This is a genomic window from Sphingomonas cannabina, assembly GCF_021391395.1.
Lineage (GTDB): Bacteria > Pseudomonadota > Alphaproteobacteria > Sphingomonadales > Sphingomonadaceae > Sphingomonas > Sphingomonas cannabina.
The window spans coordinates 2,075,056-2,099,436 of record NZ_CP090059.1; the positions used below are offsets into that span (position 1 = coordinate 2,075,056).

General features: G+C 66.0%; 24 protein-coding genes, 1 tRNA gene and 1 pseudogene. 12 read left to right on the forward strand and 14 right to left on the reverse strand.

The window, feature by feature from the left end:
- Positions 1-5: 5 nt before the first annotated feature.
- Genes LZK98_RS09825 through LZK98_RS09835 form a run of 3 tightly spaced genes read right to left on the reverse strand, consistent with a single transcriptional unit; the run spans position 6 to position 5,430 of the window.
- The gene (locus tag LZK98_RS09825; protein WP_233786357.1) at positions 6-1,262 is read right to left on the reverse strand and encodes a DUF2264 domain-containing protein; all 1,257 of its coding nucleotides are present in this window, start codon (positions 1,260-1,262) and stop codon (positions 6-8) included.
- A gap of 14 nt (positions 1,263-1,276) precedes the next feature.
- Entirely contained in the window at positions 1,277-2,203 is a 927-nt protein-coding gene (locus LZK98_RS09830) for a DUF4861 family protein (protein WP_233786358.1), read from the reverse strand.
- On the reverse strand, positions 2,200-5,430 hold the full coding sequence (locus tag LZK98_RS09835) for a glycoside hydrolase family 2 TIM barrel-domain containing protein (protein ID WP_233786359.1): 3,231 nt from the start codon (positions 5,428-5,430) through the stop codon (positions 2,200-2,202). Before LZK98_RS09835 ends, LZK98_RS09830 begins: the two co-directional genes overlap by 4 nt.
- Before the next feature lie 81 nt (positions 5,431-5,511).
- On the opposite strand from LZK98_RS09835, the gene LZK98_RS09840 reads away from it, so the two are divergent.
- From LZK98_RS09840 to kduI, 4 genes are all read left to right on the forward strand, one after another.
- Complete coding sequence (locus tag LZK98_RS09840; protein WP_233786360.1) at positions 5,512-6,303, forward strand: FadR/GntR family transcriptional regulator; 792 nt, start codon at positions 5,512-5,514, stop codon at positions 6,301-6,303.
- A 207-nt stretch (positions 6,304-6,510) separates the two neighbouring features.
- Positions 6,511-9,438 (forward strand): TonB-dependent receptor, encoded by a 2,928-nt coding sequence (locus tag LZK98_RS09845; protein ID WP_233786361.1) that lies wholly within the window; start codon positions 6,511-6,513, stop codon positions 9,436-9,438.
- 60 nt (positions 9,439-9,498) lie between these two features.
- Entirely contained in the window at positions 9,499-10,647 is a 1,149-nt protein-coding gene (locus LZK98_RS09850) for a glycoside hydrolase family 88/105 protein (RefSeq protein WP_233786362.1), read from the forward strand.
- 15 nt (positions 10,648-10,662) lie between these two features.
- On the forward strand, positions 10,663-11,499 hold the full coding sequence (kduI, locus tag LZK98_RS09855; protein ID WP_233786363.1) for a 5-dehydro-4-deoxy-D-glucuronate isomerase: 837 nt from the start codon (positions 10,663-10,665) through the stop codon (positions 11,497-11,499).
- A 257-nt stretch (positions 11,500-11,756) separates the two neighbouring features.
- Here the strand turns inward: kduI and LZK98_RS09860 are convergent, their stop codons facing one another.
- The 4 genes from LZK98_RS09860 to LZK98_RS09875 all read right to left on the reverse strand — a co-directional run bounded on the left by LZK98_RS09860 (position 11,757) and on the right by LZK98_RS09875 (position 14,693).
- A complete protein-coding gene (locus LZK98_RS09860) occupies positions 11,757-12,122 on the reverse strand; it encodes an EF-hand domain-containing protein (RefSeq protein WP_233786365.1) in 366 nt (121 codons plus the stop codon).
- Positions 12,123-12,244: 122 nt separating this feature from the next.
- Positions 12,245-12,721, reverse strand: a complete 477-nt coding sequence (locus LZK98_RS09865) for an aminoacyl-tRNA deacylase (RefSeq protein ID WP_233786366.1) — start codon at positions 12,719-12,721, stop codon at positions 12,245-12,247.
- 276 nt (positions 12,722-12,997) lie between these two features.
- Positions 12,998-13,195, reverse strand: a complete 198-nt coding sequence (locus LZK98_RS09870) for a hypothetical protein (protein ID WP_233786368.1) — start codon at positions 13,193-13,195, stop codon at positions 12,998-13,000.
- 178 nt (positions 13,196-13,373) lie between these two features.
- Entirely contained in the window at positions 13,374-14,693 is a 1,320-nt protein-coding gene (locus LZK98_RS09875) for a TonB-dependent receptor domain-containing protein (RefSeq protein ID WP_233786369.1), read from the reverse strand.
- A 62-nt stretch (positions 14,694-14,755) separates the two neighbouring features.
- Between LZK98_RS09875 and LZK98_RS09880 the strand changes: the two genes are divergently transcribed.
- Positions 14,756-15,394, forward strand: a complete 639-nt coding sequence (locus LZK98_RS09880; RefSeq protein ID WP_233786370.1) for a LysR family substrate-binding domain-containing protein — start codon at positions 14,756-14,758, stop codon at positions 15,392-15,394.
- A 30-nt stretch (positions 15,395-15,424) separates the two neighbouring features.
- Positions 15,425-15,733: a hypothetical protein gene (locus LZK98_RS09885; protein WP_233786371.1), complete on the forward strand. Its 309-nt coding sequence runs from the start codon at positions 15,425-15,427 to the stop codon at positions 15,731-15,733.
- Positions 15,734-15,746: 13 nt separating this feature from the next.
- Here the strand turns inward: LZK98_RS09885 and LZK98_RS09890 are convergent, their stop codons facing one another.
- From LZK98_RS09890 to LZK98_RS09900, 3 genes and pseudogenes are all read right to left on the reverse strand, one after another.
- Entirely contained in the window at positions 15,747-15,971 is a 225-nt protein-coding gene (locus tag LZK98_RS09890; RefSeq protein WP_233786372.1) for a DUF2274 domain-containing protein, read from the reverse strand.
- Positions 15,968-17,182 carry a TrbI/VirB10 family protein gene (locus tag LZK98_RS09895; RefSeq protein ID WP_233786373.1) on the reverse strand — a complete coding sequence of 405 codons (1,215 nt, stop codon included), beginning with the start codon at positions 17,180-17,182 and terminating at the stop codon, positions 15,968-15,970. Before LZK98_RS09895 ends, LZK98_RS09890 begins: the two co-directional genes overlap by 4 nt.
- A pseudogene (locus tag LZK98_RS09900) lies at positions 17,179-17,649 on the reverse strand (TrbG/VirB9 family P-type conjugative transfer protein); the annotation flags it as partial. The gene LZK98_RS09895 and the pseudogene LZK98_RS09900, both read right to left, overlap by 4 nt.
- Before the next feature lie 388 nt (positions 17,650-18,037).
- On the opposite strand from LZK98_RS09900, the gene LZK98_RS09905 reads away from it, so the two are divergent.
- The 4 genes from LZK98_RS09905 (at position 18,038) to LZK98_RS09920 (ending at position 20,752) form a co-directional block, all read left to right on the forward strand.
- A complete protein-coding gene (locus tag LZK98_RS09905; protein ID WP_233786375.1) occupies positions 18,038-18,286 on the forward strand; it encodes a FitA-like ribbon-helix-helix domain-containing protein in 249 nt (82 codons plus the stop codon).
- Complete coding sequence (locus LZK98_RS09910) at positions 18,283-18,705, forward strand: type II toxin-antitoxin system VapC family toxin (RefSeq protein WP_233786376.1); 423 nt, start codon at positions 18,283-18,285, stop codon at positions 18,703-18,705. Before LZK98_RS09905 ends, LZK98_RS09910 begins: the two co-directional genes overlap by 4 nt.
- An 82-nt stretch (positions 18,706-18,787) precedes the next feature.
- A complete protein-coding gene (locus LZK98_RS09915; protein WP_233786378.1) occupies positions 18,788-19,033 on the forward strand; it encodes a hypothetical protein in 246 nt (81 codons plus the stop codon).
- A 21-nt stretch (positions 19,034-19,054) separates the two neighbouring features.
- Entirely contained in the window at positions 19,055-20,752 is a 1,698-nt protein-coding gene (locus LZK98_RS09920; protein WP_233786548.1) for a recombinase family protein, read from the forward strand.
- Here the strand turns inward: LZK98_RS09920 and LZK98_RS09925 are convergent.
- A tRNA-Arg gene (locus LZK98_RS09925) sits at positions 20,711-20,787 on the reverse strand. The genes LZK98_RS09920 and LZK98_RS09925 overlap by 42 nt on opposite strands.
- A gap of 59 nt (positions 20,788-20,846) precedes the next feature.
- Here LZK98_RS09925 and LZK98_RS09930 point away from each other — a divergent pair.
- Together LZK98_RS09930 and LZK98_RS09935 are read left to right on the forward strand one after the other, a co-directional pair.
- Complete coding sequence (locus LZK98_RS09930) at positions 20,847-21,569, forward strand: queuosine precursor transporter (RefSeq protein ID WP_233786380.1); 723 nt, start codon at positions 20,847-20,849, stop codon at positions 21,567-21,569.
- Entirely contained in the window at positions 21,566-21,892 is a 327-nt protein-coding gene (locus tag LZK98_RS09935; RefSeq protein WP_233786382.1) for a hypothetical protein, read from the forward strand. Before LZK98_RS09930 ends, LZK98_RS09935 begins: the two co-directional genes overlap by 4 nt.
- Before the next feature lie 5 nt (positions 21,893-21,897).
- Here the strand turns inward: LZK98_RS09935 and purQ are convergent, their stop codons facing one another.
- From purQ to LZK98_RS09950, 3 genes are all read right to left on the reverse strand, one after another.
- Positions 21,898-22,563 carry a phosphoribosylformylglycinamidine synthase subunit PurQ gene (gene purQ, locus LZK98_RS09940; RefSeq protein WP_233786384.1) on the reverse strand — a complete coding sequence of 222 codons (666 nt, stop codon included), beginning with the start codon at positions 22,561-22,563 and terminating at the stop codon, positions 21,898-21,900.
- On the reverse strand, positions 22,560-22,793 hold the full coding sequence (gene purS, locus LZK98_RS09945) for a phosphoribosylformylglycinamidine synthase subunit PurS (RefSeq protein ID WP_233786386.1): 234 nt from the start codon (positions 22,791-22,793) through the stop codon (positions 22,560-22,562). The genes purQ and purS overlap by 4 nt, the downstream gene beginning before the upstream one ends.
- 183 nt (positions 22,794-22,976) lie before the next feature.
- Positions 22,977-24,308, reverse strand: coding sequence for a surface lipoprotein assembly modifier (locus LZK98_RS09950; RefSeq protein ID WP_233786388.1), 1,332 nt, complete (start codon positions 24,306-24,308; stop codon positions 22,977-22,979).
- Positions 24,309-24,381: the final 73 nt, after the last annotated feature.

Consider the following 24,381-nt stretch of genomic DNA (forward strand, 5'->3'; position numbering starts at 1 on the left):
GCCTTTCAGTAGTCGACGTAATAATCCTTGGGGAACGGCTCGCCATTGAAGGCTTTTCTGGTCGTCCAGGACAGGCCGGGCGCGGTCCAGTAGCTGTCCTTCGCAGGAAGACCGAGCGCGATGAGGCTCTCCGCCGCGATATACATGCTGCCGGCGTTCGAATAGACGTCGCCGAGCGTCGGCTGATGGCCGGCGAAGCCGATCGTGAGATAGCCTTTCGCGTTGAAATTGGTGGGATTGCGAAAGATCGCGCGCTGCGCGGCGAGCGTCGCCGCGCGGACCTGGCCCTCAGGCAGCGAATTGGGGAGCTTCTTGCGCCAGGCGAGCAGCCCCAGCGGCTGGAAGACGGCGGTGCGATAGGTGAGCGACCGCCCGATCGGCGCATAGCTGCCGTCCGGCCCGATCAGCCGCTCGAGATGCTCGCCGAACCGCTGCATCCGCTTGTACGCCTGGTCGAGCAGTTCCGGCGCGTTGAGCTTGTTGAACCTGGCCCCGGTCGCGACGAGCACCTCGAGGATTTCCACGAGCATCGGCTGGATCACATATGAATTATAGTGATCGAAGTGAAAGCGCGGGCCGTCCGCATACCAGCCGTCGCCCACATACCATTCGTTGATCTTGCGGACCGCGAGGTCGATCCGGATCGGGTCCCATTGCTCGCCGACCGAGAGCAGGAACGCCTCGTTCATCGCCGCGAAGAGCAGCCAGTTGGTGTAGGGCGGCGGCACGCGGCGCAGGCCCTGGATCTCCTGCACCACCCGCCGCTTCGTGGCCCCATCGAGCGGGTCCCAGAGCTGCTTCGGCGCGCGGAGGAGGGCGTTGGTGAAATAGGCCGAGTCGACAAGCGGCTGGCCTTCGCTCCGCCACAGCAGATAGTCGGGGCTGGCCGGATCGACCGCATGGGCATAGCTGGCGAGCGCTTGCTGGCGCAGCTTCGTGCGCAGCCGCCCCTCTGCCGTCTCGTCGTCGGGAAGCGCCAGCCACGGCGCGATGCCGGAGATCAGCCGCCCGAAACATTCGAGATAGGCGACCTTGGCATTGCGCCCGTCCCAGGTGGGGCTGAGCTCCGGCTCGAACACCGCCTGGAGCCGGCCTTCGGACATCGGGCCCAGCACCGGTTCCGCCATCCTGGCGAGGATGTCGAGCATATAGCTCCGGTCGCTCGCGCCGTCGGGCCTGCGCCGTGCGGTGGCCAAGCCCGGAGCGGTCGCGGCAAGCGTGCCGGTGGCCAGGATGGAGGCGAGGAAGCGGCGGCGTTCCATGGGTGGTCCTATGATCAGCGCGGCGGGAGGAAATCGAGCCGCTCTGCAGCCACGTAGCGCTCCCAGGCCTCTCGGCTGCGGAAGCCGCCTTCGCCCAGGCTCCAGGCCGAGCCGGAATAATAGACGAACGGCTTGCCCGGCGTGACCTTGAGCAGCACCAGATGGTTATCGGCGTCCTGCCGGATCTCGGCGATCATCGCCGGATCGACCCGCAGCGCGATCGCCATGCGGCCGTGATGCGGGTCCGCGGGCCCCCACCAGGAGAGCAGACCGCGCGCGCGGTCGACGGTCAGCTCGCCGCCGTCGCCGGTAGTGCGCTTGCCGATGCCGATGCCCACGAGCAGCGGCCCCGGCTTGTCCGACCGGATCGTCGACACCAGCCGCGTGAAATGGGTGCCGAGGGGAAGGGTGAACCGGCGCGTCTCCCACACCTTGCGTCCGACATCGACCGGCCAGGGGGCATAGTCGACCACGAAGTCGGCCGTGTCGGGCCCATCCTTCAGGATACGATAGCTGCGATAGTTGCGCGAGACCCACAGCTTGTTGTCGAACCAGATGCCCAGCCCGCCGGCACCACGGCCCGTGCCGACGTTATAGAAGTCGAGGCCCTCGCCATGATAGGCGTGCTGGTCGCCGGTGCGCAGCTGCCGGTCCATGAAGGGCCAGGCGACGTTCTTGCCCCAGCTGTCGATTCCCGACCCAGAGGGCGGCTCGGCCGCCTCCAGCGCGTGGCCGTAGATGCGGTGCGCGGTCTTGTCGTTCTCCCACAGGAGATCGCCGTAGCGATAGTCCGCGAGCATCACCCTCGCGCGCGGCGTCTTGTCCGGCGCGGGGGGCAGGGGGCTCGCCACGGGCGGCAATTGCTCAGCCTCGGGAAGGGTCTGGGCCGGTGCTGCGCCGGCAAGCAACACGGCGACGGCGGCGCAGAACCGGGCGCTCACCGGAGTTCCCCCGCGGCGGCGGGTTTGGCCCGGTCGGGCGTGGTGCCGTCGCCCGCGAAGGGCTCGAGCGTGAAGCCGTAATGGATCGGCTTCAACGGCACCCGATATTGCGGCAGCGGGCGTCCGCCGGCATCCCAGGCATTGTCGCCGCCGACGCCGGACTGAACCGCGTCGATCATCAGCGAGGCCTCGCCATGCGGCACGATGTCGGTGCTCCGGCGCGTGCCGGGCGGGCGGCGGGAGAGATCGTCATAGGGGAAGGCCAGCGCGTTCATCGACAGCGGCGCGTCGCCGACGACGCGCAGCCCGCCATGGTTGGGCTGGAGCAGCTCCATCCAGCGGACGTCCACTTTGTTGCCGGTCTCCTGCGGACGCATGTAATCGTGGTTCTGGTCGGCGATCCTGCCCCGCCACAGCCCCAGCGGGGCGCCGGTCCTGCGGTCCTGATAGCTTTCGTGCGGACCGCGACCGTACCATGAGACGGTATCGATGCGCGCCGGCATCGAGAAGAACAGGCCCACGCGGAGCGGATCAGGCAGGTCGGGCTTGAGCGGTGTGAAATCGCCCTCCACCCGGACCGAGCCGTCGCTGATCATGCGATAGCGCGAGACGAAGGTGGCCGCACCATCGCCCACGGAATAGCGGATCGTCACCTCGGCCGCGCTTGGTCCAAGCCGGCGCGTCTCGACGCCCTGGACCACGCGTTCCGCCGAAGCCTGTTTCCACAGGCCATGTGATTTCTCGAGGCCCGTGCCGATGTCGTTGTCGGTGAGCGCGCGATAGAAATTGGGCGTGCCGCCGTGGAGGAAAGGCTGGCCGTTGATGGCATAGCGCTCGACGAGCCCCGTCTTGCGGTCGAGGACCAGTTCGGCACCGTGGGCGGCGAGGCGGATTGTCTCCTTGCCCTCCGCGAGCGCGACATCACCCGAGGGGACAGGCGCGTTCGCCGGCTCGCGGCCGAGCACGAATTGTTCCCATCCGATCACCGTCCCGGCCTCCGCCGCGGGGATAGCTCCTGCCTTGGCGCGGGCGCTCACGGTCAGCACATATTCGGCGCCGGGTTTGCGGGTGAAGGAGGGGAGGGCGAGCGCGATCGTCTCGCGGCCCCGCGCCGGAACATGGAACGCGGGAAGCTGCCCCTTCGCCACTGCCACACCGTCCTCAAGCACCTCGAAGCCGAAGTCGTAACCGGAAAGGTCGACGAAGTCGTGGCGGTTAATCACCGTCAACCGGCCCGCCGCGGCGTCGAAGTTCGAGAATTGGATCGGCGAATACACTTTCCGGACTTCGAACAGGTGCGGGTTGGGCGTGCGGTCGGGTTGGTTCAGCCCGTCGCCGAACTCGATGTCGCCGCCCGGATTGGGACCGTACTCGCCGCCCGTGCCCCAATATCGGCGCCCGTCGGCGGTGTAGCGGTACATCGACTGGTCGACCCAGTCCCAGATGAAGCCGCCCTGCAGCTTGCCGGGATGCGCATAGATCGCATCCCAATATTCCTTGAGGTTCCCGCCCGAATTGCCCTGCATATGGGCATATTCGCACTGGATCATCGGCTGGCGGAATGCCCAGTTCTCGGCATAGTCGACCATCTTCTCGACGCTGTCGTACATCGGTGCATAGATGTCGGCATAGTCGTTGGGCCGATGATCGGTCACCCCGGGCCAGGTGCCCCAGCCGAGATAGCTCACCAGCCGGTTCGGATCGCGCGCCTTCACTGCCGCCGCGGCCTTGTTGAAGGTGGGGCCGATACCTGCCTCGTTGCCCAGCGACCAGAAGATGATCGAGGGATGATTCTTGTCGCGCTCGACCATGTTGAGGATGCGGCTCTTGTGCGCATCCTCCCAGGCGGGATCGAAGCCGAGCTGATATTGGCCGCGGAGCCGCGGGCGCTTGTTGGCCCAGTCCATATAGCCGTGGCTCTCGATATTGGCCTCATCCATCACGTAGAGGCCGTATCGGTCGGCGAGCTCGTAGAGGCGCGGATCGTTAGGGTAGTGCGACGTGCGCAGCGCGTTGATGTTGTTGCGCTTCATCAGCTGGATGTCGCGTTCCATCGATTCGAGCGAGATGACGTGAAACGTCTCGGGATCGTGCTCGTGGCGGTTGACGCCGCGGATGGTGATCGGCTTGCCGTTCACCGTGACCAGGCCATTGCGAACCTCCACGGTGCGGAAGCCGATGCGGCTGTAGGTCGATTGGATAATCCGACCCTCGGCGTCGTAGAGCTCGACGAGCAGCATGTAGAGGTTGGGCGTTTCGGCCGTCCACGGCTTCACGCCGGGCACTGCACCGGTCAGCGTGACGGTGCGTTCGCCCGTGCCCGCTTCGATCCGCCGGGAAAGCTCGAGCACCCGCCGGTCGCCGTCGAGCAGCAGCGCGCGTGCCGTGACCGGGCGATCGGATGCAGTCACTGCCACGTCCACCGAGAGCCGTCCGTCCCGGTAGGCGTCGTCGAGGCCGGCGTGAACGAAGAAATCGCGCACCCGGGTCTTGGGCGCCGCCATCAGGAACACCTCGCGCTCGATGCCCGAGACGCGCCAGAAATCCTGATCCTCCAGATAACTGCCGTCGGACCAGCGATAGACCTGGATCGCGATGGTGTTGCGGCCCGGCCGCACGAACCGCGTCACGTCGAACTCGGAGGGGAGCTTCGAATCCTCCGAATAGCCGACCTTCTCGCCGTTGACCCAGACATAATAGGCCGATCCGGCTGCGCCGATGTGGAGGATGACGTCCGATCCGCTCCAGTCCGCCGGCACCTCCACGTCGCGCCGGTACGAGCCCACCGGGTTGGTGGCATGCGGGATCAGCGGCCGGTTGGCGGGGAAGGGGTAGGTGATGTTGTTGTACCTGGGCTGGTCATAGCCCTCCGTCTGCCAGTCGGCCGGGACCTTGATCTCCTTCCAGCCGGATACGTCATAGCCGGGCTTCTCGAACCCCGCCGGGAGCGTGTCGGCACTGGGCGAGAAGGCGAAGCGCCATTGGCCGTTGAGCGGGAGGAAGCGCGTCGACTTGGTGCGGTGCCCGGCAAGCGCCTTCTCGCGCGATTCGAACGGGAATCCAGTGGCGCGCGCCGGCTCCTTGCCGATCGCGTAGACGGCGGGATTCTCCCACTCCGGCCGATCGGGCGAGACCTGCGGCTGGATCGGCAGCGCCACCTCCTGCGCTGCGAGCGTCGAGGCGGTGCTCGCGAGGAGCAGGGCGGACAGACCGGGCAGTGATCGCATAAATCCCCTCATTGTCGGCCTTTCGCCGGATCGACTGTTGTCATTGTTGGTGATAAACGAGGGTAGCTATCGGAGATAAGTATGACAAGTCGGTCTGAGGCCCTGCCGATCGAGGTCTCGCCCAGCGGAGCCGAAGAGACGATCCGCACCGGATCGTTGACCGACGAGCTGTTCGCCAAGCTAGAGGCACGGATTCGTTCCGGCGAGCTTCCCGCCGGCTCGCGGCTTCCCTCCCAGAAGGAGATTGCGCTGTCGGAGAATGTCAGCCGCACCGTCGTGCGCGAAGCCGTCGCGCGGCTCGCTGCTCAGGGGCTGACGCTCTCGCGACAGGGCGCCGGGGTGTTCGTTGCGGAAACCGCCGAATATCGGGCGTTCCAGATCACCCGCGACGAAGTCCAGGAACTGGCCGACGTCATCAAGCTGCTCGAGATCCGCATGGCGGTGGAGACCGAGATGGCGGGGCTGGCGGCGGCGCGCCGCACCACGGCCGATATCGGCGCCATCCAGGACGCGCTGGAGGAGATGGTCGCGGTCGGTGAGGATCCCGTCGCCTCGGCCAAGGCGGACGCCGCCTTCCACCTCGCGATCGCACAGGCCACGCAGAACGAATATTATGCGCGTTTCGTCGAGTTCCTCGGCCTTCGCCTAGTGCCCTCGCGTAGCCTCTATCTGGGCGACAAGCCCGACGAGGCGCATCGCGCCTATGCCGCGAAGGTACTCGCGGAGCATGAGGCGATCGTCGACGCGATCATCCGGATGGATTCGGCCCGCGCCCGCGAAGCCGCCCGCCAGCATATGCACGAGAGCCTCACGCGCCATTCCACCCTCAGCGCCAGCTTGCGGGCGCGTAGGCGGACCGACGAGGCCTGCTAGGTCACACTGCCCGACAGGGGCTGATTCCTCGAATCTATCATACCACTTACACCGAGTCGGTGGATCGGGAGCGCGGAATCGTCGCGGATTTCCGCAGGAAACCGCTGATATCTCCCCGAAACAGTCTGACAATTGACTGGATCGCCAAAAGTTATCATACAAGAGCGGCACGCGCGGCCTGCACCGCGAACGTGACGGGAGAGAGACATGGGGAAATCGATTCTGGCGTCGGCTGTTTCGGCGGGCGCGCTTGCCATCACCCTTGCAGCCGGACCTGCCTATGCGCAGCAATCGGGCATCGAGCCGGGTCAGCCTTCCGCGCAGGATGCGCCCGCGAGCGGCGATCAGGCCGATGCGTCGGCGGACGACATCATCGTCACCGGCTTCCGCGGCAGCCTCAGCAAGGCGATCGAACTCAAGCGCGAGGCGATCGGCTTCCGCGATTCGATCGTGGCCGAGGATATCGGCAAGTTCCCGGAGGCGAACGTCGCCGATTCGCTTCAGCGCATTCCCGGCGTCATCCTGTCGCGCGACGGCGCATCCAACGAAGGGCAGCGGATCAGCATCCGCGGCCTCGGCTCGGAATTCACCGTAACGACGATCAACGGCGCGCCGGTGCGCACGACCTCGGCGATGAACGTCGGCACTTCGGCGCGCGACTTCAACTACGACGTCTTCCCGTCCGAGCTGTTCGGGCGGGTCGACGTCTACAAGACGCCGCTCGCCAATCTCGAGGAAGGCGGCATCGGCGGCAACGTCGACCTGCAGACGCCCCGGCCGTTCGACAACAGCGGCCGGGTGATCCGCTACACGGCGCAGGCCAATTACAACACCCAGTCAAAGGAATGGCGCCCGCGCGGGTCGCTGCTGCTCAGCGATACCTGGGGCAATTTCGGTGCGCTGTTCGGCGTGGCCTATGCCAAGAACGTCAACGAGCGGTCGGGCTTCCAGTCCACCGGCGGCTATAATTCGTCGGCGCTCGGTCGCCGTCCCTATTACACGCCCGCGCCGCCCGCGAACACGAGCGGGCCGTTCCAGTTCGAGCTGGACCTCGACAACCCGCTCGCCAATTTCGGCGGCCTGACCCGTGCCCAGGTGGAGAACGGCTATCTGCCGCGCTTCTATCGCGTCTTCGCCTCGAACAACGAGCGCGAGCGTCTCGGCTTCGTCGGATCGCTTCAGTACAAGAGCGACCGTTTCGAGGCGAGCGTCGACGGCATCTTCTCGCGGCTGACCGACCAGACGGACGAGTTCACCTTCGGCGTGCCGGTGCGCAACTCGCGGACCGTCGCCGGCAGTACCGCTCCGCCCGGCACCGGCAACCATTCGGGCCTCATCCCGCTCGACGTGCACCTCGACGAATACAACAACCTCTACGGCACGTTCGGGAACTCGAGTATCCTGACGGAGAGCTTCTTCCGCGACGCCAAGACCCGGTTCAAATACGGCATCGTGCGAGCGTCCTACAAGCTCACCGACACGATGACGCTCTCGGCCCAGGGCAATATCAGCGAGAGCAAGGCGGTCTATTCCGAGAACCGCATCATCTCGAACATCTTCGGCATCACCACCACCTTCGATCCCAGCGGCAACGTGAGCTATCCGACGATCAGCTCGCCGGTCGATTTCACCGATACGAGCAGATATTCGTCGCCGTCGCTCGGCTTCGCGATCAACGACGAGCTGGACCGGGAGAAGACCGCCCGGGCCGTGCTGGACTGGACCCCGGTCGACACCGGCGACCAGCTGCTGTCGCTCAAGCTCGGCGGCAGCTATGTCTCGACCACCAAGAGGATCTCGCGGCAGGACGGCACCAGCATCGCCACCGCTACTCCGCTGCCGAACGGCGGCACCTTCGCCAGCAACCCGGCCGGCGTCTTTTCGTACATGGACCCGTATATCCAGTTCGGCGAGCTGACCAACGGCGGGAATTCCGGCTATCCGTCGCAGTTCGCGACTTTCCCGCGTTCGTTCGTGATGGACGTGCTGGATGCGAACGGTGCGAACCGGCAGGCGCCGGTCCGTCTCAACGCCGCCTTCAACGCGGAGGAGATCGTCAAGTCGGCGTTCTTCGAGACCAGCTTCAAGATCCCGGTCGGCAGCCATGCGCTGCGCGGCAACTTCGGCATGCGCTTTTCCGATACCCGCACGATCATCGACAATTATCAGAGCATCGGCGGCGGCAACTTCGCTCCGGTGCAGCGCAAGGGTGGGTATCAGAACCTTCTCCCCTCGGCGAGCCTGGCGTTCGACATCACGCCGAAGCTCGTCCTGCGCGCGTCCGGAGGCCAGACGATCACCCGCGCGGCGCTGTCCTATATCGCGACCGGCACCAACGTGCCGAACATCTTCAACGCCGAATACACCGTCGGCAATCCGAACCTGCGTCCGCAGATTGCCACGCAGTACGATGCGGGCCTCGAATGGTATTTCGCGCCGGGTGGGCTGCTCAGCGCGGGCGTGTTCCAGAAGAACATCGTCGATCGCGCGACCCAGGTGTTCGACTATGTCCCGTTCAGCGAGGTCGGCCTGCCTTCGAGCGCCTTCAACTGCGCCTCGCTCGGCTCCCCGGCCTGCGTAAACGGCGTCATCGATCCCAATTACCTGTTCCGCCGCACGATCTGGGTTAACCAGGGCAGGCTGAAGCTGAAGGGGCTGGAGCTGGCCTATCAGCAGAACTTCACCTTCCTGCCCAAGCCGTTCGACGGCCTCGGCATCACCAGCAGCTTCACGCTGATCGACCAGTCCGGCGACGAATTCGTGCTGACGAACGGAGATCGTATCTCGATCCAGTTCGTCCCGGATTATACGTACAGCGTGACGGCTTTCTACGAGAAGGGGCCGTTCTCGATCCGCGGCTCCTACAATTACCGCGCGAAGACGGGCATCACGTCGCAGAACAACGGCAACGACCAGATCCCCTATGTCGCCCCGCAGGCGTTCCTCGACGGCACGATCAGCTACAAGGTCAACGATCTGGTCGAGCTGCGCATCGATGCGTTGAACATCACCAACGAGAATCTCTACACCTACTACACCAACCCCAACCAGCCGAAGGGCAATGGCTCGACGCGCCGCGACAATTCATTCTTCAACGGCACGACGATCTCGTTCGGCGTCCGTGGGAAATTCTAGGCTCCTCCCTGGGGCGCCCGGTCCGCTGGGCGCCCCCTTGTTTGATTTCCGGAGAAGGGAATGAAGCTATCCGCTCTCGCGGCGGCCCTGCTGCTCGCCGCGCCCGCCGCCGCCTTCGCGCAAGCTGCGCCGGCAGAGGCGCCCGCGTCTGCCCTCGACGCAGCGATCCGTCTTGCCGACTGGCAGCTCGACCGGATGAACGGTCATGGCATCTCCCAGGCGACGAGCGAGACCCGCAAGCCGCGCGCCTGGGAGCAGGCGGTGTTCTGGGTCGGCATGACCGCGCTCGCCGACGCGGGTGGCCCGCCGCGGATACGGCAAGCCATCCTCGACATGGGACGCGCGAACCAGTGGCTCCCCGGCGAGAAGCCCTATTTCGCCGACGACCATGCCATCACCCAGGCCTACCTCTGGGCCGCCGCGAACGGCGCCGGTCCAGCTGCGCGGGCGCCGACGCGCCGCACCTTCGACCTGGTCGTGACCAAGCCGGCGGTCACGACACTGGCCTTCTATGTACCCAAGGACGGCTATTCCTCCACCGAATGCCTGACGCGCTGGTGCTGGTGCGATGCGCTGTTCATGGCGCCGCCCGCCTTCTTCGAGCTTTCGCGCCAGACGGGAGACCGCCGCTATCGCGACTTCGCGCTGCGCGAGTTCTGGGCGACCACCGACTTCCTCTACGATCCTGTCGAGCACCTCTACTATCGCGACAGCCGCTTCTTCGAGCGCCGCGACGCCCAGGGTCGGAAGATGTTCTGGAGCCGCGGGAACGGCTGGGTCTTCGGCGGCCTGGCGCGCATCATCCCGCAGCTTCCCAAGGCCAGTCCCGAACGGCGCAAGATGGAGGCGCTGTTCCTGCAGATGGCGGCCCGCATCAGGCAGCTGCAGAAGCCGGACGGCTATTGGGCGCCGTCGCTGCTCGCGCCGGAGGGCTCGCCGCCCGAGACGAGCGGCACCGCCTTCTACACCTATGGGCTGGCCTGGGGGATCAACGCGGGGCTGCTGCCGCGCAGCGATTATGAGCCGACGGTCCGGCGCGGATGGGCCGCTCTGCTTCGCGCTATCCAGCCCGACGGGCGGCTGGGATATGTGCAGCAGGTGGGCGACCGCCCGGACAAGGTCGAGGCGGCCGACACCCAATATTACGGCGTCGGCGCCTTCCTGCTCGCGGCGACCCAGGTCGCGGCGCTCGACAAACGCACGCGCTGACCGGCGAGGACGATTTTGTACGAAAAAACCTATTACGCGACGCATCCGGACATGATGGCGGGGGCGTCGAACGAGGCGCTGCGCGACCGGCACCTCGTCTCGGGACTGTTCCGGCTTGGCGAGGTCGTGCTGACCTATTCGCACGGCGAGCGCTTCGTGATCGGGGGTGCGGTGCCGGCCGGTAAGCCGCTCGCGCTGCCCGACCAGACCGAGCCCGAGAGCGCGGCGGGTCATCCTCTGCTCGAACGGCGGGAACTGGGGGTCGTCAACATCGGCGCCGGCGAGGGGCTCGTCACCGTCGACGGCGAAGCGATCCAGCTGGCGAAATATGAGGCGCTGTACGTGCCCATGGGGTCCCGCAGCGTGACCTTCGCCGGGGAGGGCGCGCGTTTCTACCTGCTGTCGGTGCCGGCGCACGCGCGCTTTCCCCTGCGCAGGATCACCGCTGCCGACACCAGCCCGCTCCAGCGCGGCGATCTTGAGACCTCCAATCGGCGCACGATCTATCAGCTGATCCTGCCGCATGTCTGCGGGAGCGCCGCGCTATGCCTTGGCCTGACCCGGCTCGATCCCGGCAGCGTCTGGAACACGATGCCGCCGCACGTCCATGAGCGGCGGTCGGAGATCTACCTCTATTTCGATCTGGAGGAGGACGATCGGGTCTTCCACTACATGGGGCAGCCGGACGACCTGCGGCATATCGTGATGCGCAACGAGGAGGTCGTGATCTCTCCGCCCTGGTCGGTGCACATGGGTTCCGGCACGCGCAATTACAGCTTCATCTGGGCGATGGCCGGCGAGAATCTCGATTACAATGACATGGACGTGATCGATATCTGCCAGCTGCGGTGACGCCGCTGGCGTCGGCGGAACCGGAGCCGACTGCCCTCGGCTACCGCGTCACTCTGAGCATAGCGATCGGCCCTCGTTTCCTTCTCGTCGTCGCTGTCGAGCAGCGCGACCAGGCGCGGATATAGCCCTGGATCGAGACGTCGAGCGCGACGCGGCCATCGCCGCCATTCGCGACAGCGCGATCACGAATCCCCTTGCCGGGGCGAATAGCGCGGCGAAACCGATGCGGACGCGGCCGCCTAGCTATGCGCTCGTCCTCAACGACGCGGCTTTGCGGCCTTTGCTGCCGTTGCCTCCGCGGTGGAAAGCGTACCGTTGCCGTCGGTATCGGCCCGAGTGAACCAAGCCGACTTCTTCGCGGTGAATTCCGCCTGCGAGAGCGTGCCGTTGCCGTCCGTATCCGCGGCAGTCCAATCGGCAGCATCCTTCGCGCCGGCTTCGTCGCGCGTCAGCTGACCGTCGCCGTTCTTGTCCTTGTCCGCCCATTGCGCCGCGACATGCCCGTCGAACTCGGCGCGGGTGATCTGACCATTCTTGTCGGCATCGAGGTCGTGCTTCTGGCCTGCCGCCGCGGGGGCGGCGAGCACGAGACCGGCGGCCGCCATGACCAAGGTCCGCCTCATGACATCCTCCTATGATTGGCGCCGCGTCAAAGCGCGCGGCACCGGTGCCGCATGAACGCACGCGCGCGCGGGATATTTCCCGCGAACCGTCAAATTTCCCGACGTGTCGCCGATGCTCGACGCTATTCGATCAGCGACCAGGGCGTGCCGAAGCTCGCATGACGCGCGCGGCGGGTCAGCCGCATGAACTCGCCGTGATCGAGCCGTATCAGCGACCGGTGATCGCCGGCCTCGAAATAGACCTCCGGCTCGTCCGAGAGATGCATGTCGACGATCAGCGGCACGCCGAATCCCATCGGCGGCACTGCGCCCGGCTCGCAGCCGGTGAAGATTGCGGAGACCTCGTCCTCGTCGGCGAGTTGCGGCTTCTCCCCGATATCGTCCCTGAGGTCGGCGAGTTCGATCCGCCGGTCGGCGGACAGCACCGCGAGCAGCGGTCCATCCCTGGTCTCGAGCAGTACAGCCTTGGCCATCCGGTTCGGCGGGATATGCGCCTCGGCCGCACTCTGCATGGCGGATTGGGTCGGCGGGTGCTCGACCAGATCGTAGGTCACGTCCCTGAGGTCGAGGAATTGGCGAAGCTTGGGGGCAATGGTCATGGCGCGGTCCTCCGGGTCGAAGATGTTTCGTCCGCATGAAGGCTACGCTGCGCAAGCGCGCCGGTTCCCGCCGATGCGGCGGATCGTTCGCCGGTTCGCGGGCCGTTGGCGCGGTTTCGTTCGCGGCGCCGAACGCCGCACGTACGCCGTGGGCGTGCCGTCACCGGGCGGCGGTGAAGCTCGAAAGACCGCCGATGCCGAGCCGCCGCTCGATCGACCCGATGCGCGCGGTCTCGTGGATATAGCCGGTGAGCTCGCGTCCGCGCCGGTGCTGCATCAGCAGGGCGTCGACCGGATCGCCGGCATCGCCGCCGAGCGCCGCAGCTCGGGAAAGAGGAAGCCCTCCTCGAGATTGCGTTCGTGATAGTCCTCACCGAACGCTCGGAAGAGAGCGGCGGCCTCCCGGAGCGCACCGGTATCGATGCCGGCGGCTTCACGCACAAGGCGAGGGGAGGTTTCGGCATAGACGATCAATATCCGGCGAAGCACCACGCTCGCGCATCAGATCCTCGACCGCCGAGACGTCTTCTTCGCCTTTCTCGCTCCCCGATCTGGCGACTTGGTGCGGCGGTCATGCGGACGCGATCATCGGCGCGATATGAGTTGAGCAGAGAGTGCTGCCCACTGCCCAGCGACATGGCTGCGACGAAGCCTAGAAACTATGCGTCACGGACAGAATGACAGTCCGTGGACGCACGGGGGTGAACTGCTGCCTCTTCCTGATTGAAAAGGGATTGCCGAAAGCAAAGCTGTCTCCCTGTATGTCGAGGAGATTGTTGAGCCTGGCGCCGATGGTCCAGGCTCCTCTCGAAAGCTCCGCGTGCGCCGAAAGGTCGGTGTAGTTCCCCATCGGCCGATCCAGGTCGCTGTCGAAACTCAGGCGCGCGTTGCCGATGTAATTGGCCTGCACGGCTGCCTGTCCGTGCCAAGCTGACAGCGAGATCGTCTTGGCAACCGACAGTCTTCCGGTGAGGGCCGGCACGACCGGTACGCGACGGTCGTCCAGTTCGGTTCCGTCCGGTGCGCGGGTCAGACGCGCATGCTGTACGGCACCTCCGGCTGCGATGCGGATTCCCTCGCCCGGTTGCCAGTCCAGACTGGCTTCGAACCCGAAAATGGAGGCCCGTCCGGCGTTGCGTGTGGAGACGAGGCCATTAGGCAGCAGATAGTCCGACTGGATCCTGTCCCAGCGGGTGTAATAGGCGCTAGACGAAAAGGATAGGCGCTCCTCGGCCACCGTCCGTCGAATGCCCAGATCGATCGTGCCCAGCTTGTCGGCTTTGTACACGCCCGTCGCATTCTCGCTGGATGGAGCCAATCCGCCCGGGCGCTTCGCGCGCGCATAACGCAGATAAACGATGCCCTGACCGTCGTCCAACGGCAGGGAGAGCGAAACATTGGGCGACACCAGCGTCCTGTCGCGCCTGAGCGATTGTTGTCCGGATTGCCGGGTGGCGAAATCCCGGGAAACGGATCGGGAGAGGCGCGCGCCGACGGTCGCATCGATCCTCGTGAAGAGGCGCCATGTCGCCTCCCCGAAAAGAGCATATTCCGTCGTCCTCCGATCCAGTGTCTCGACGGTCTGTGATGCTCCCGTGTCTCCGCTAATGACGGAGGCGCCTTTGGTTGTCGCTCGCAGGTAGGAGGCCCCGACCAGCCACCGGCTCTTGCCGGCCGGCGACAGGCGAAGCTCCTGATTGAAGATCGAGTAGGCGCGGTTGTCCTCGAACCGAGCGGTGCCGGCCAGTCCGAAGCTCGTAGCAGCATCACTGGCATCCAGGGCATAATCGAATCCCTGGTCCACGAAGCTGGTGGCAGAGACGAGCCGCAGGCTGCCGAGCTTCCCCTCGACGGAGAGCTGGGCCATCCTGAAGTCGTTGTCGGTGGGCTCGGCGACAGTGTTGTCGCGGGTCAGTGCCTCTTCGTTCGCCAGGACATATTGACTGTCGCGCGTGTCGATATCCTGCAGCATGAAGCCCGCGTCGATCGTCCACTCCGTCGTAGGACGCCAGCGCAGGCCGCGCTGGCGGCCTGATGCTTGGGCACAACAGCTCGGTTGCAGCGGGCAACCTTCGTGCGACGCTGATGAGTTGGCATGAGGCGCATCCCGACGTCGAGGTAGAATGCATCGAGGCCAATCGCAGCGTTTTACTCGCCGGTCTCGACACCGGCGAAATCGACGTTGCGATCCTGATGGGTGCAGCCAGTCATAACGGATTCCGATGCGAGCCGTTGTGGAGCGAACGAATGCTGGTCGCGCTACCGGTATCTCATCCGCTCGCGGAACGAGACGTGGTTCACTGGACCGATCTCAGAGGCGAGCGCTTCCTGTTGCCTGTCGGCGATCCCGGTCCGGAGATGCGCGACATGCTGCTTGGACGGCTGTCGGTGTCCGGCGCCAAGCCTGACATCAGGATGCATCGGTCGAGCCGCGAGACGATCCTGAGCATCCTCGGCGGCAGTTCCGGTGTGAGCATCGTCTGCGAGGGGTCGACGGGCGCGCATTATCCTGAGGTTATCTATCGACCAATACACGGCGAACAGGGGCCAGCGCTGGCGGGCTGTTCAGGCTATTGGCGCGATGACAACAGCAATCCCGCAATGCGGCGATTTCTCGGATTCATCAAGACGAGATATGCGCTGTCTTTTGATTCATCTCTGAAAACACAGTAAATTACATAGTCAGTTCCGGGAGTTTTCGAGATGTTGCAGGGAAAGATTATCATTATCGTGCTCGTCACCTTGGTTTTAGGTTTCTCGGGCGGATTTTTCTTGCGGCCAGTGATCGCGCCAGCGCAGCAAGCCGCGATAGCCGCTACCGCTCCGCCTGCGGCCCCTGTATCGAGCGAGGCGCGTGGGACGCAGTATTTCATGGCGAATATCGACGAGGCCCGTCAGGTCGCTGCAGGATGCCGCGACGGCTCGGTCCGTGGCGGCGAATGCGCCACGGCCGAAGAAGCGATCATCAAGGTCGATGCGGCTGAACGCCGCAGGCGCTTCCTCGGCAACTGATCCTCCGCGGCGATCAGCCTTTTGCGTCACGCCGTCGGCGCACAAATCCGCGGTCACTCGCCATGAACCGCGCGAGCATCGGCGCAACCAGCTTCTCCGGCGTCACGGCCTCGCCCCCGGTCTCCGCCGCCAGCGCGCTGGCATAGGCTGCGAGATCGCGGTGGACGGCGGCGGGAAGTTCCACGGTGAGCTTCACCGGCCGGTCGTCGGCGAGTGGCCCCAGCTTCAATTTCGTCATCGCGTCGCTCCGATGGGTTCGAGCACCAGGTCGCGGGTGATGACCACGCGCAACGGGTGGCCCGGCCGGATGGTGAGCGTCGGCTGCACGTTGAGCTGCCGTCGCACGATCTGTTGGCCAGTTTGATTGATGGTATCCTGCGATCCGCGGCGCAGGGCGCGGGTCAGGTCGTCTTCGCTGTCCGCGCCCAGCTCAGCGCCGACGCCGAGCAGCGTCGAGACGGCGGCCGCCCGGAGCAGATTGCCCCAATGCTGGTTCACGCGGTCCTGTAGTCCTGCGAACCCTGCACCATCCGCGCCGGGCTGGCGCTCGAGAACGATCGAGCGCCCATCCGGCATGATGAGGCGATCCCAGGCAAGCAGCACGCGGGTCTGCCCGGCGGCGACCTCGCTGTCATATTCGCCGATGAGCCGCGCACCCTGCGGAATGAGCAGGATGCGGCCTGTGGGGCTGTCGTAGACGTTGGCCGTGACCTGCGCGGTGATCTGGCCGGGCAGGTCGGAACGGATGCCGGTGATGAGCGCGGCCGGAATGACGGCGCCGGCCTGCACGATGTTGGGTGACGCTGGCGCCACGAGCCGCTCGACGCTCACCGTGCGCTGATTGGACGCTTGGGCCATGAAGGCGCGCTTGGCGGCCTGGTCGCCCTGCGCTGCGGCCTGCTGTGGCTGCTGGGCGGCCGGATCGGGCAGCGCCAGCGTCGGCGCTGCGGCAGTTCCGCCAGCATTGGCCGAGCTGCCGCCGAGGAACACGCCGCTCGTGCGGGCGGCGTCGCGCTCCTGTTGCGTGCGCTGGCGCGCGGCCTCAGCCGCCTGAGCACGCGGATCGGGCTGCCCCGGCTGTGCGCCGACCGGCGGCACCGGCACATTCTCGCCGCGCTGCTGGGCGGAAACGATCGGGCCACCGAGATCGCCGGGAAGCGGCGGACCCAGCCGGGGCGCCTGCGCATAATCGCGCGGCCCGGACGTGATGGTCTCGGCCGTGGGTCGGCTCTCGGTGTTGTAGAGTTCCTCGGCCTGCCGCTCGCCGGCAGGCTTGAGTGCGTAGATCAGCGAGCCGCCGATGCCGAGGCCAGCGGCGACGCCGACGACGGCGAGCGCTTTGCGTGACAGACGCATGACGCGCGGCGGGTCGCCGCGAAGCTGAAAGGCTTGGCTATCGGAGCGCGGCGCGGCGGGCGCAGCAGACGGAGTGTAGATCGGATCGCTCACGGCCGCCCCCGCCGTCCATCGTCGCGCACGATGCGGACGCGCTGTTCGCTGCGCCGGTCGCCCAGGCGCAGCTCGGCGGCGGCGAACAGGTGATCGACCACCATATAGCGGCCCTGCACGCGGTAATTGACCAACTGGGCGTCGCCTGCCGCACCCGTCACGAACAGCGGCGGCATCTCGCCCTGCGAGATCCCGGCTGGAAATTCGATGAACACCTGCCGTCCGTCATCGAACGCGCGAACCGGACGCCACGGCGCGCGGTCGCCTTCGATGCGATAGCGGAAATTAAGCGCGGACACGTCGACGCCCGTCGCCGCCGGCGCGGCGCTCGTGGCGGCGGCGTTGCTCGCCTGCAAGGCGATGAGCTGGTCCTGCGGGTAGGTCCAGCTCACCGACGCCATATAGGTCGCGACCGTGGCGCGCAGCTCCAGATGATAGGTGCGCCGGTCGGTGTTGATGACATGTTGAGCCATTAGTGCAGGCGACTGAAAGCTCAGAGCGATCAGCCCGCCCATACGTCGCACCTGGCGGTCATGACCGGGTTCGATGTGGAGCTCATGCGGGTCGAGCTCGAACGTCGGTGAATTGCTGTCTGTGAAGATCACCGTCGCATGCCAAAATGTCGGGCGCAGGTGGCGAAACCCTTCACTGCGAGCCCAATCTGCCAATTCGGTCGCATTCTTTAGTGCACGTATCACCGCCAGGCCTGGAGGCCCGAATGATGCAGTCATTGACCTCCCCAGTTTCAAATCCGGCACCTCGGCTGGCGTAAGCGTTCCAAGGTAACGCTCCGAGCCCTCCTTGTGTTTTCGGCCTCATCGACTAATATGCAGTCAATGACTTACGGAGGCGAACATGGCGGTCATGACGATCCGAAACATCGATGATGCGATCAAGAATCGCCTGCGCCTGCGCGCGGCGATGCACGGCCGCTCGATGGAAGACGAGGCCCGCGATATCCTGCGTTCGGCGCTCTCAACCGAAATCCCGCGGCCTCGCAATCTGGGTCAGGCCATCCATGAGCGCTTTCGTGCGCTAGGCGGCGTCGATCTGCCTGACGTGCCGCGCCAGGCCATCCGGCCGCCGGTGGACTTTGGCGAATGATCGTCCTCGACACCAACGTCATTTCCGAGCTGATGCGACGCGAACCCGAGCGGAGGGTCTTGGCGTGGATGGCAGAGCAACCAATGGCGGGCGTGTTCACGACCACGCTGACGCAGGCCGAAATCTTCTACGGTCTGGCGCTGCTTCCCGAGGGACGTCGCCGGGACGACCTGCTGGCGGCTGCGCGCCCGATGTTCGATGTCGATCTGGCCGGGCGTGTCCTGCCGTTCGATAGCGATGCAGCCCTTGCGTACCCGGACATCGCCGCCGGGCGGAAACAGGGTGGCAAGCCGATCAGCCAGATCGATGCACAGATTGCGGCGATCGTGCGCTCGCGCGGCGCGCGGTTGGCGACTCGCAACGTCCGTGATTTCGCCGATTGCGGAATCACGGTTGTCGATCCGTGGGGCGAAGCATGACACCCGCCGCAGCGCGCCCCTATCTGCGCTTCGCCGCGCGGGAGGCTTTGCGCGGGATGCCGGCGCGCGGCAGCCTGCTGCTATGGCCCTTCCTCGCAAGCTCCGCCGCCGCACGCCTCGTCGCTGGGCTGAATGCCCGGATGACCTACACGATTACACCAATCGCGTGGCGCCGCGCCGGGCTTCGCGCCGGTCGCGCGAGGATGACGGGCCGATCATCGTCACCGATGATTGGCCAGCGCAAGTTCCGATCGGTGACGCGGAGCTGCGCGCGATCGAAGGCCATATGCGCCAAGAGCTGGATATGTTGTTCGGACCGCTGTCGTGAAGGATTGAGGAGTGAAGTGTCATGACCAGCGCCGCCCTGCGACGAGATGAGGATGAGGCGCCGGTCGCGGTGACGGCCCGTGCCGCGCTCTATCTTCGCGTCTCCACTGGCAGGCAGGCCGAAAGCGACCTGTCGATCCCCGACCAGCGCCGCCAGATCGAAGGCTATTGCTTGTCACGCGGCTGGGAGATTGCCGCCGAGTTCGTGGAGCCGGGCAACACCGCGACCGACGATCGTCGGCCGGCATTTCAGGCAATGATTGACGCGGCGATGGCCAAGCCGCCGACGTTCACCGTCATCGTCGTCCACAGCTTCTCGCGATTCTTCCGCGATCAGTTTCAGTTTGAGTTCTACGTCCGCAAGCTGGCGAAGAACGGGGTGAAGCTGGTTTCAATCACGCAGGACCTCGGCGACGATCCGATGAGCGTGATGATGCGCCAGATCATGACGCTGTTCGACGAATATCAGTCGAAGGAGAATGGCAAGCACACGCTGCGGGCGATGAAGGAGAACGCACGGCAGGGCTTCTGGAACGGGGCTCGTGCGCCGATCGGCTATCGCGTAGTCGCGGCCGGAGAGCGTGGCGCGAAGATCAAGAAGAAGCTGGAGGTCGATCCGATCCAGGCCGAGACGGTGCGGCGCATCTACCGTATGGCGCTGAACGGCGTCGATAACTGCGGGCCTATGGGCCTAAAGTCGATTGCCGCTTGGCTCAACGAGAACAACATCCGCACCCGCGACGGCGGGCGCTGGGGCTTGGGTGCGGTGCATCAGGTTCTCACCCGCACGACCTATATCGGCCAGCACCGCTTCAACACCCGCGATCATAAGACGAGAACGCCGAAGCCCGAGAGCGAGCACGCCGTTATGGAAGTGCCCGCGATCGTCTCGGAAGCGGAGTTCGAGGCTGTCCAGCGCTCGCTTAAGGCGCGTAGCCCGAAGATGATGCCGCCGATGGCGGTCGGCGGCCCGACGCTGCTCACCGGCATCTGCTTCTGTGCGTGCTGCGGCGGCGCGATGACGTTGCGAACCGGCACCAGCCGAGTGGGGCGTGAATATCGCTACTATACTTGCTCGACCAAGGCGCGGCAGGGAGCGGAGGGTTGCCCTGGCATCACTGTACCGATGGATCGGCTCAACGAGGCCGTAGTCGATCATATTGAAGGCCGGCTGCTCGACCCGGAGCGTCTCGAAGCTCTGATGGATCAGATCCTCGAACGGCGCGACGAGTGGGTGAACCAGCGTCGCGAGCACGTCGCCGACCTTGAACGGCGTGCGACCGAGGCGGAAGCGAAGCTCAAGCGGCTCTATGATGCGATTGAGAACGGCGTCATCGACGTGACCGACTCCTCACTCAAGGATCGCATCGCCGAGCTGACCGCCACGCGAGATCAGGCCAGGGGCGATGCCGAGCGCGCGCTGGCGCATGTCGTGAAAATCGGCCCGGCGATCACGCCGGAGAGCTTGCGCGCCTTTGCGGCCGCTCTGCGCAAGAAGCTGCGGAACGGCGATGGGACGTTCGCCCGCGATCAGGTGCGAGCCGTCGCGCAGCGGGTGGAAGTGGTGAGCAAGAAGGAGGTCCGCATCCGCGGGCTGAGAAGCGAGCTGCTCCGAACGCTAACCGCCGCCTCGGGCGTAGAGGCGGCGGTGCTAGGCGTTCGTAGCTTTGAACCGAAATGGCGCGCCCGGCAGGATTCGAACCTGCGACCACGAGCTTAGAAGGCACGTGCTCTATCCAGCTGAGCTACGGGCGCCCGCCGCGGCGATTAGCGTGGATTGCGCGGCCGCGGAACCACCTTCATAGATGTTCCGCATGAGCGAAGGGGCAGCACCGGCCGCGGTCGACGCGCGCGAGGTTTCGGGCGGGCATTTCCGCTATTTCGATTTCGTGATGGCGGCGTTCGTCGCGATCCTGCTGCTGTCGAACGTGATCGGCGCGGGCAAGGTCGCCACCATCGGCGGATTCGTGTTCGGCGCCGGCATCCTGTTCTTTCCGATCTCCTACGTGATCGGCGACGTCCTGACCGAAGTCTACGGCTATGCCCGCGCGCGCCGGTGCATCTGGGCGGGCTTCGTCGCGGTGGTGTTCATGGCGCTGATGAGCTGGGTGGTGGTGAGTCTGCCGCCTGCCGAGGGCTGGACCGGCCAGGCAGCCTATGAGGCGGTGTTCGGTCAGGTGCCGCGGATCGTGTTCTCCTCGGTCGTCGCCTTCTGGGTCGGCGAGTTCGTCAACAGCTTCGTGCTCGCCAAGATGAAGCTGGTGACCGGCGGCCGGATGCTGTGGAGCCGCACGATCGGATCGACCGTGTTCGGCCAGGCGGCCGACAGCCTGATCTTCTATCCGCTCGCCTTCCTCGGCGTCTGGCCGACGAGCCAGGTGGTGACGGTGCTGGTCACCAACTGGGCGCTGAAGGTCGGTTGGGAGATCGTGCTGACCCCCGTCACCTATGCGGTGGTCGGCTTCCTCAAGCGCCGCGAGGGCGTCGACGTGTTCGACCGCGGCACCGACTTCACCCCTTTCTCGGCGCGGGTATGAGCGATCTCCAGGCGGCCAAGGTCTGGCTGATCAGCCACGTCCATCTCGCGAAGGACGCGCTGCATATCTATGTCGGGCTGACGGTGTTCCTCGCGACGCTGCTGGTGCTGCGCTGGCGGATCGGCAGCTGGAAGCCGCTGATCGCGGTGGCGGTCGTCGCGCTGGCGGGAGAGATCTGGGACGTTCGCGACAGCGTCGTCTTCCGCACGCGAATCGATTTCTGGGGCAACTGGCACGACATCTGGAACACGCTGTTCTGGCCGGCCGCGATCACGCTGCTGGCGCGATGGACGAGCGTGTTCGGTAGAAAGGCTCGCAGCTAGGACGGTCAGCCAACCGCTTCGAGCAGCCCCTCGAACAGCCGCCGCCCGTCGGTGCCGCCGTGCGCCGCCTCGATCTTGCGCTCGGGGTGAGGCATCATGCCGAGCACATTGCCCTCGGCATTGAGGATGCCAGCGATCGACCGTGCCGAGCCGTTGACGGCCTCGCCATAGCGGAAGGCGACGCGGCCTTCGCCCTCAAGCCGGTCGAGCGTCTCGTCGTCGGCGAAGAAATTGCCGTCGTGGTGCGCCACCGGCACGCTCAGCGTCTCGCCCGAGCGGTAGCGACTGGTGAACAGGCTCTGGCTGTTCTCGACCGTCAGCGTGACGTCGCGGCACACGAAATCGAGCCCGGCATTGCGCATCAGCGCGCCGGGCAGCAGCCCCGCCTCGGTCAGTACCTGGAAGCCGTTGCATACGCCCAGCACCGGCACGCCGCGCCCGGCCGCCTCGACCACCGCGCGCATCACCGGCGAGCGCGCCGCCATCGCGCCGCTGCGCAGGTAATCGCCGTAGGAAAAGCCGCCCGGCAGCGCGATCAGGCCGAGGCGGTCGGGAAGCTCGGTCTCGCCATGCCAGACCATGTCCGGCCGCTTGCCCGTCACCTCCTCCAGCGCGACCGCCAGATCCCGGTCGCAATTGGAGCCCGGGAAGACGATCACCGCTGTCTTCATGCCGCCTTCTCCACGCGATAATTCTCGATCACCGTGTTGGCGAGCAGCTTGCGGCACATCTCGTCGATCTGGGCGTCGGACGTGCCGTCGGCGACGTCGAGCTCGAAGACCTTGCCGGCGCGGACCTGATCCACGCCGGAGAAGCCGAGGCCGGCGAGGGCATGCTCGATCGCCTTGCCCTGCGGGTCGAGCACGCCGTTCTTGAGCGTCACCACGATGCGGAGTTTCATGGCACGCGCCTATGGCGCCTCGGCGCGGCGAGGGCAAGGCTGGAACAGACCTCAATCGTCATGCCGGACTTGTTCCGGCATCCACTCCTCCGCGAAGACAGGCACCGAGGCTCCGGCTGGAACCGGGAAGCCTGTATTTGCTGCCCGGTGGACCCCGGAACAAGTCCGGGGTGACGATTCCGGTCAGAAATAGCGCGCGAGGGCGAGGCGGAGGCGCAGGCGGTCGCTGGCGAAGAAGGGGAGGGTGGACTCCGTCCGCGAATAGCTGAGCTGCACCGAGGGGGAGAAGCCCATATAATTGAACTTACGGGCGCCGAGCGACAGACCGCCGCTGAGCCGCCAGTCCTTGCGCGGATCGGGCGAGAAGATCGTCAGGGGCGCGTCGTAACTCGCGTGCGATACGACGCCGTTCAGCACGAAGCTGATCCCGAGCGGCAAAGAGCCGCCCAGGCCGAGCGAGCCGCCGAGCTCGGCGTTGGAGTAGATCGGCGTTCGCAGCAGGTCTCGGCGGGCGAACAGGCCGCCGGTGACGACCAGCGACTGCGAGACCGACCGCTCGGCATTGGCATAGAGTCCCAATTGCCAGCCGCTGAAGGCGCGGTCGAACAGCGCCGTTGTGCGCCGTGCGTCGAACTGGATGCCGAGGCGGGTCTTGTCCGCCACCGCAAGCTGGCCGCCGAGACGGGTGCCGATCTGACGGGTGACGCTTCGTCCGCCGTACCAGCGCTGCGCGCCGACGAGCTGGCCGAACAGGCTCGCGTCGTCGGAGAGGTTGAGCTGCGGGCCGGCGGCGAGCTGGACGAGATAGTCGTCGAACTCCGAGCCCCTGTAGTTGCTGCCGCTGCCGTTGAGGTCGACCAGCATCGCCGTCTTGCCCGACACCGGCAGCCGTACGCCGGCATTGAGGCTGGCGACCTGCCCGGTGCCCGAGCGTGCCCTGATCGAGTCGTCGAGCGCGACGGGCAGGGTGATCTCGCCGAGCTGGATGGTGATCCGGTCGGCCGAGGTGGCGCCGTTGATGTTGCTGTCGGGCGCGATGCCGAAGTCCATGTCGAGCCGCCACGGCCGCTGCGATCGGATCACTTCGCGCACGCCGCGGATGATGCGGGCGAGGTCGGGCGGCAGATCGTCGTCCTGCTGCGCGATCCTCAGCTGCCGGTCGGCGCTCGCGGTCTTGCCGAGCCCGATCAGCGCGCGGGCCAGCTCGAGCCGGACGCGGGTCTGGCCCGGATTGTCGGCCAGGATCGCCTTGAACAGCTCGGACGCGCGCTTGTAGTCGCCCTGTTCGGCAGCGGCATAGCCGGCGAGGAAGCGGGCCTGGAGCCGCATCTCCGGCGATCGGGAGAGGGCGGCGATCAGCGGTTCGGCATCGGCGAAGCGCTTCGCTTGGACGAGCGCCTCGGCCTGGGCGAGAAGCTGCAGAGATGCCGGGGCCGTGGCGACCGCCTCCTGCGCCGCCGCGGGAGGCGTGGACAGGATCAACGGCATCGCCGCGATCAAGGCCAGGCAGCGCATGTCCGAACCTCTCCTGTCCTGCCCGTCGGATCGGGCGGAGGATGAGGCGGACGGGGCTAAGCGCCGTTGAAGA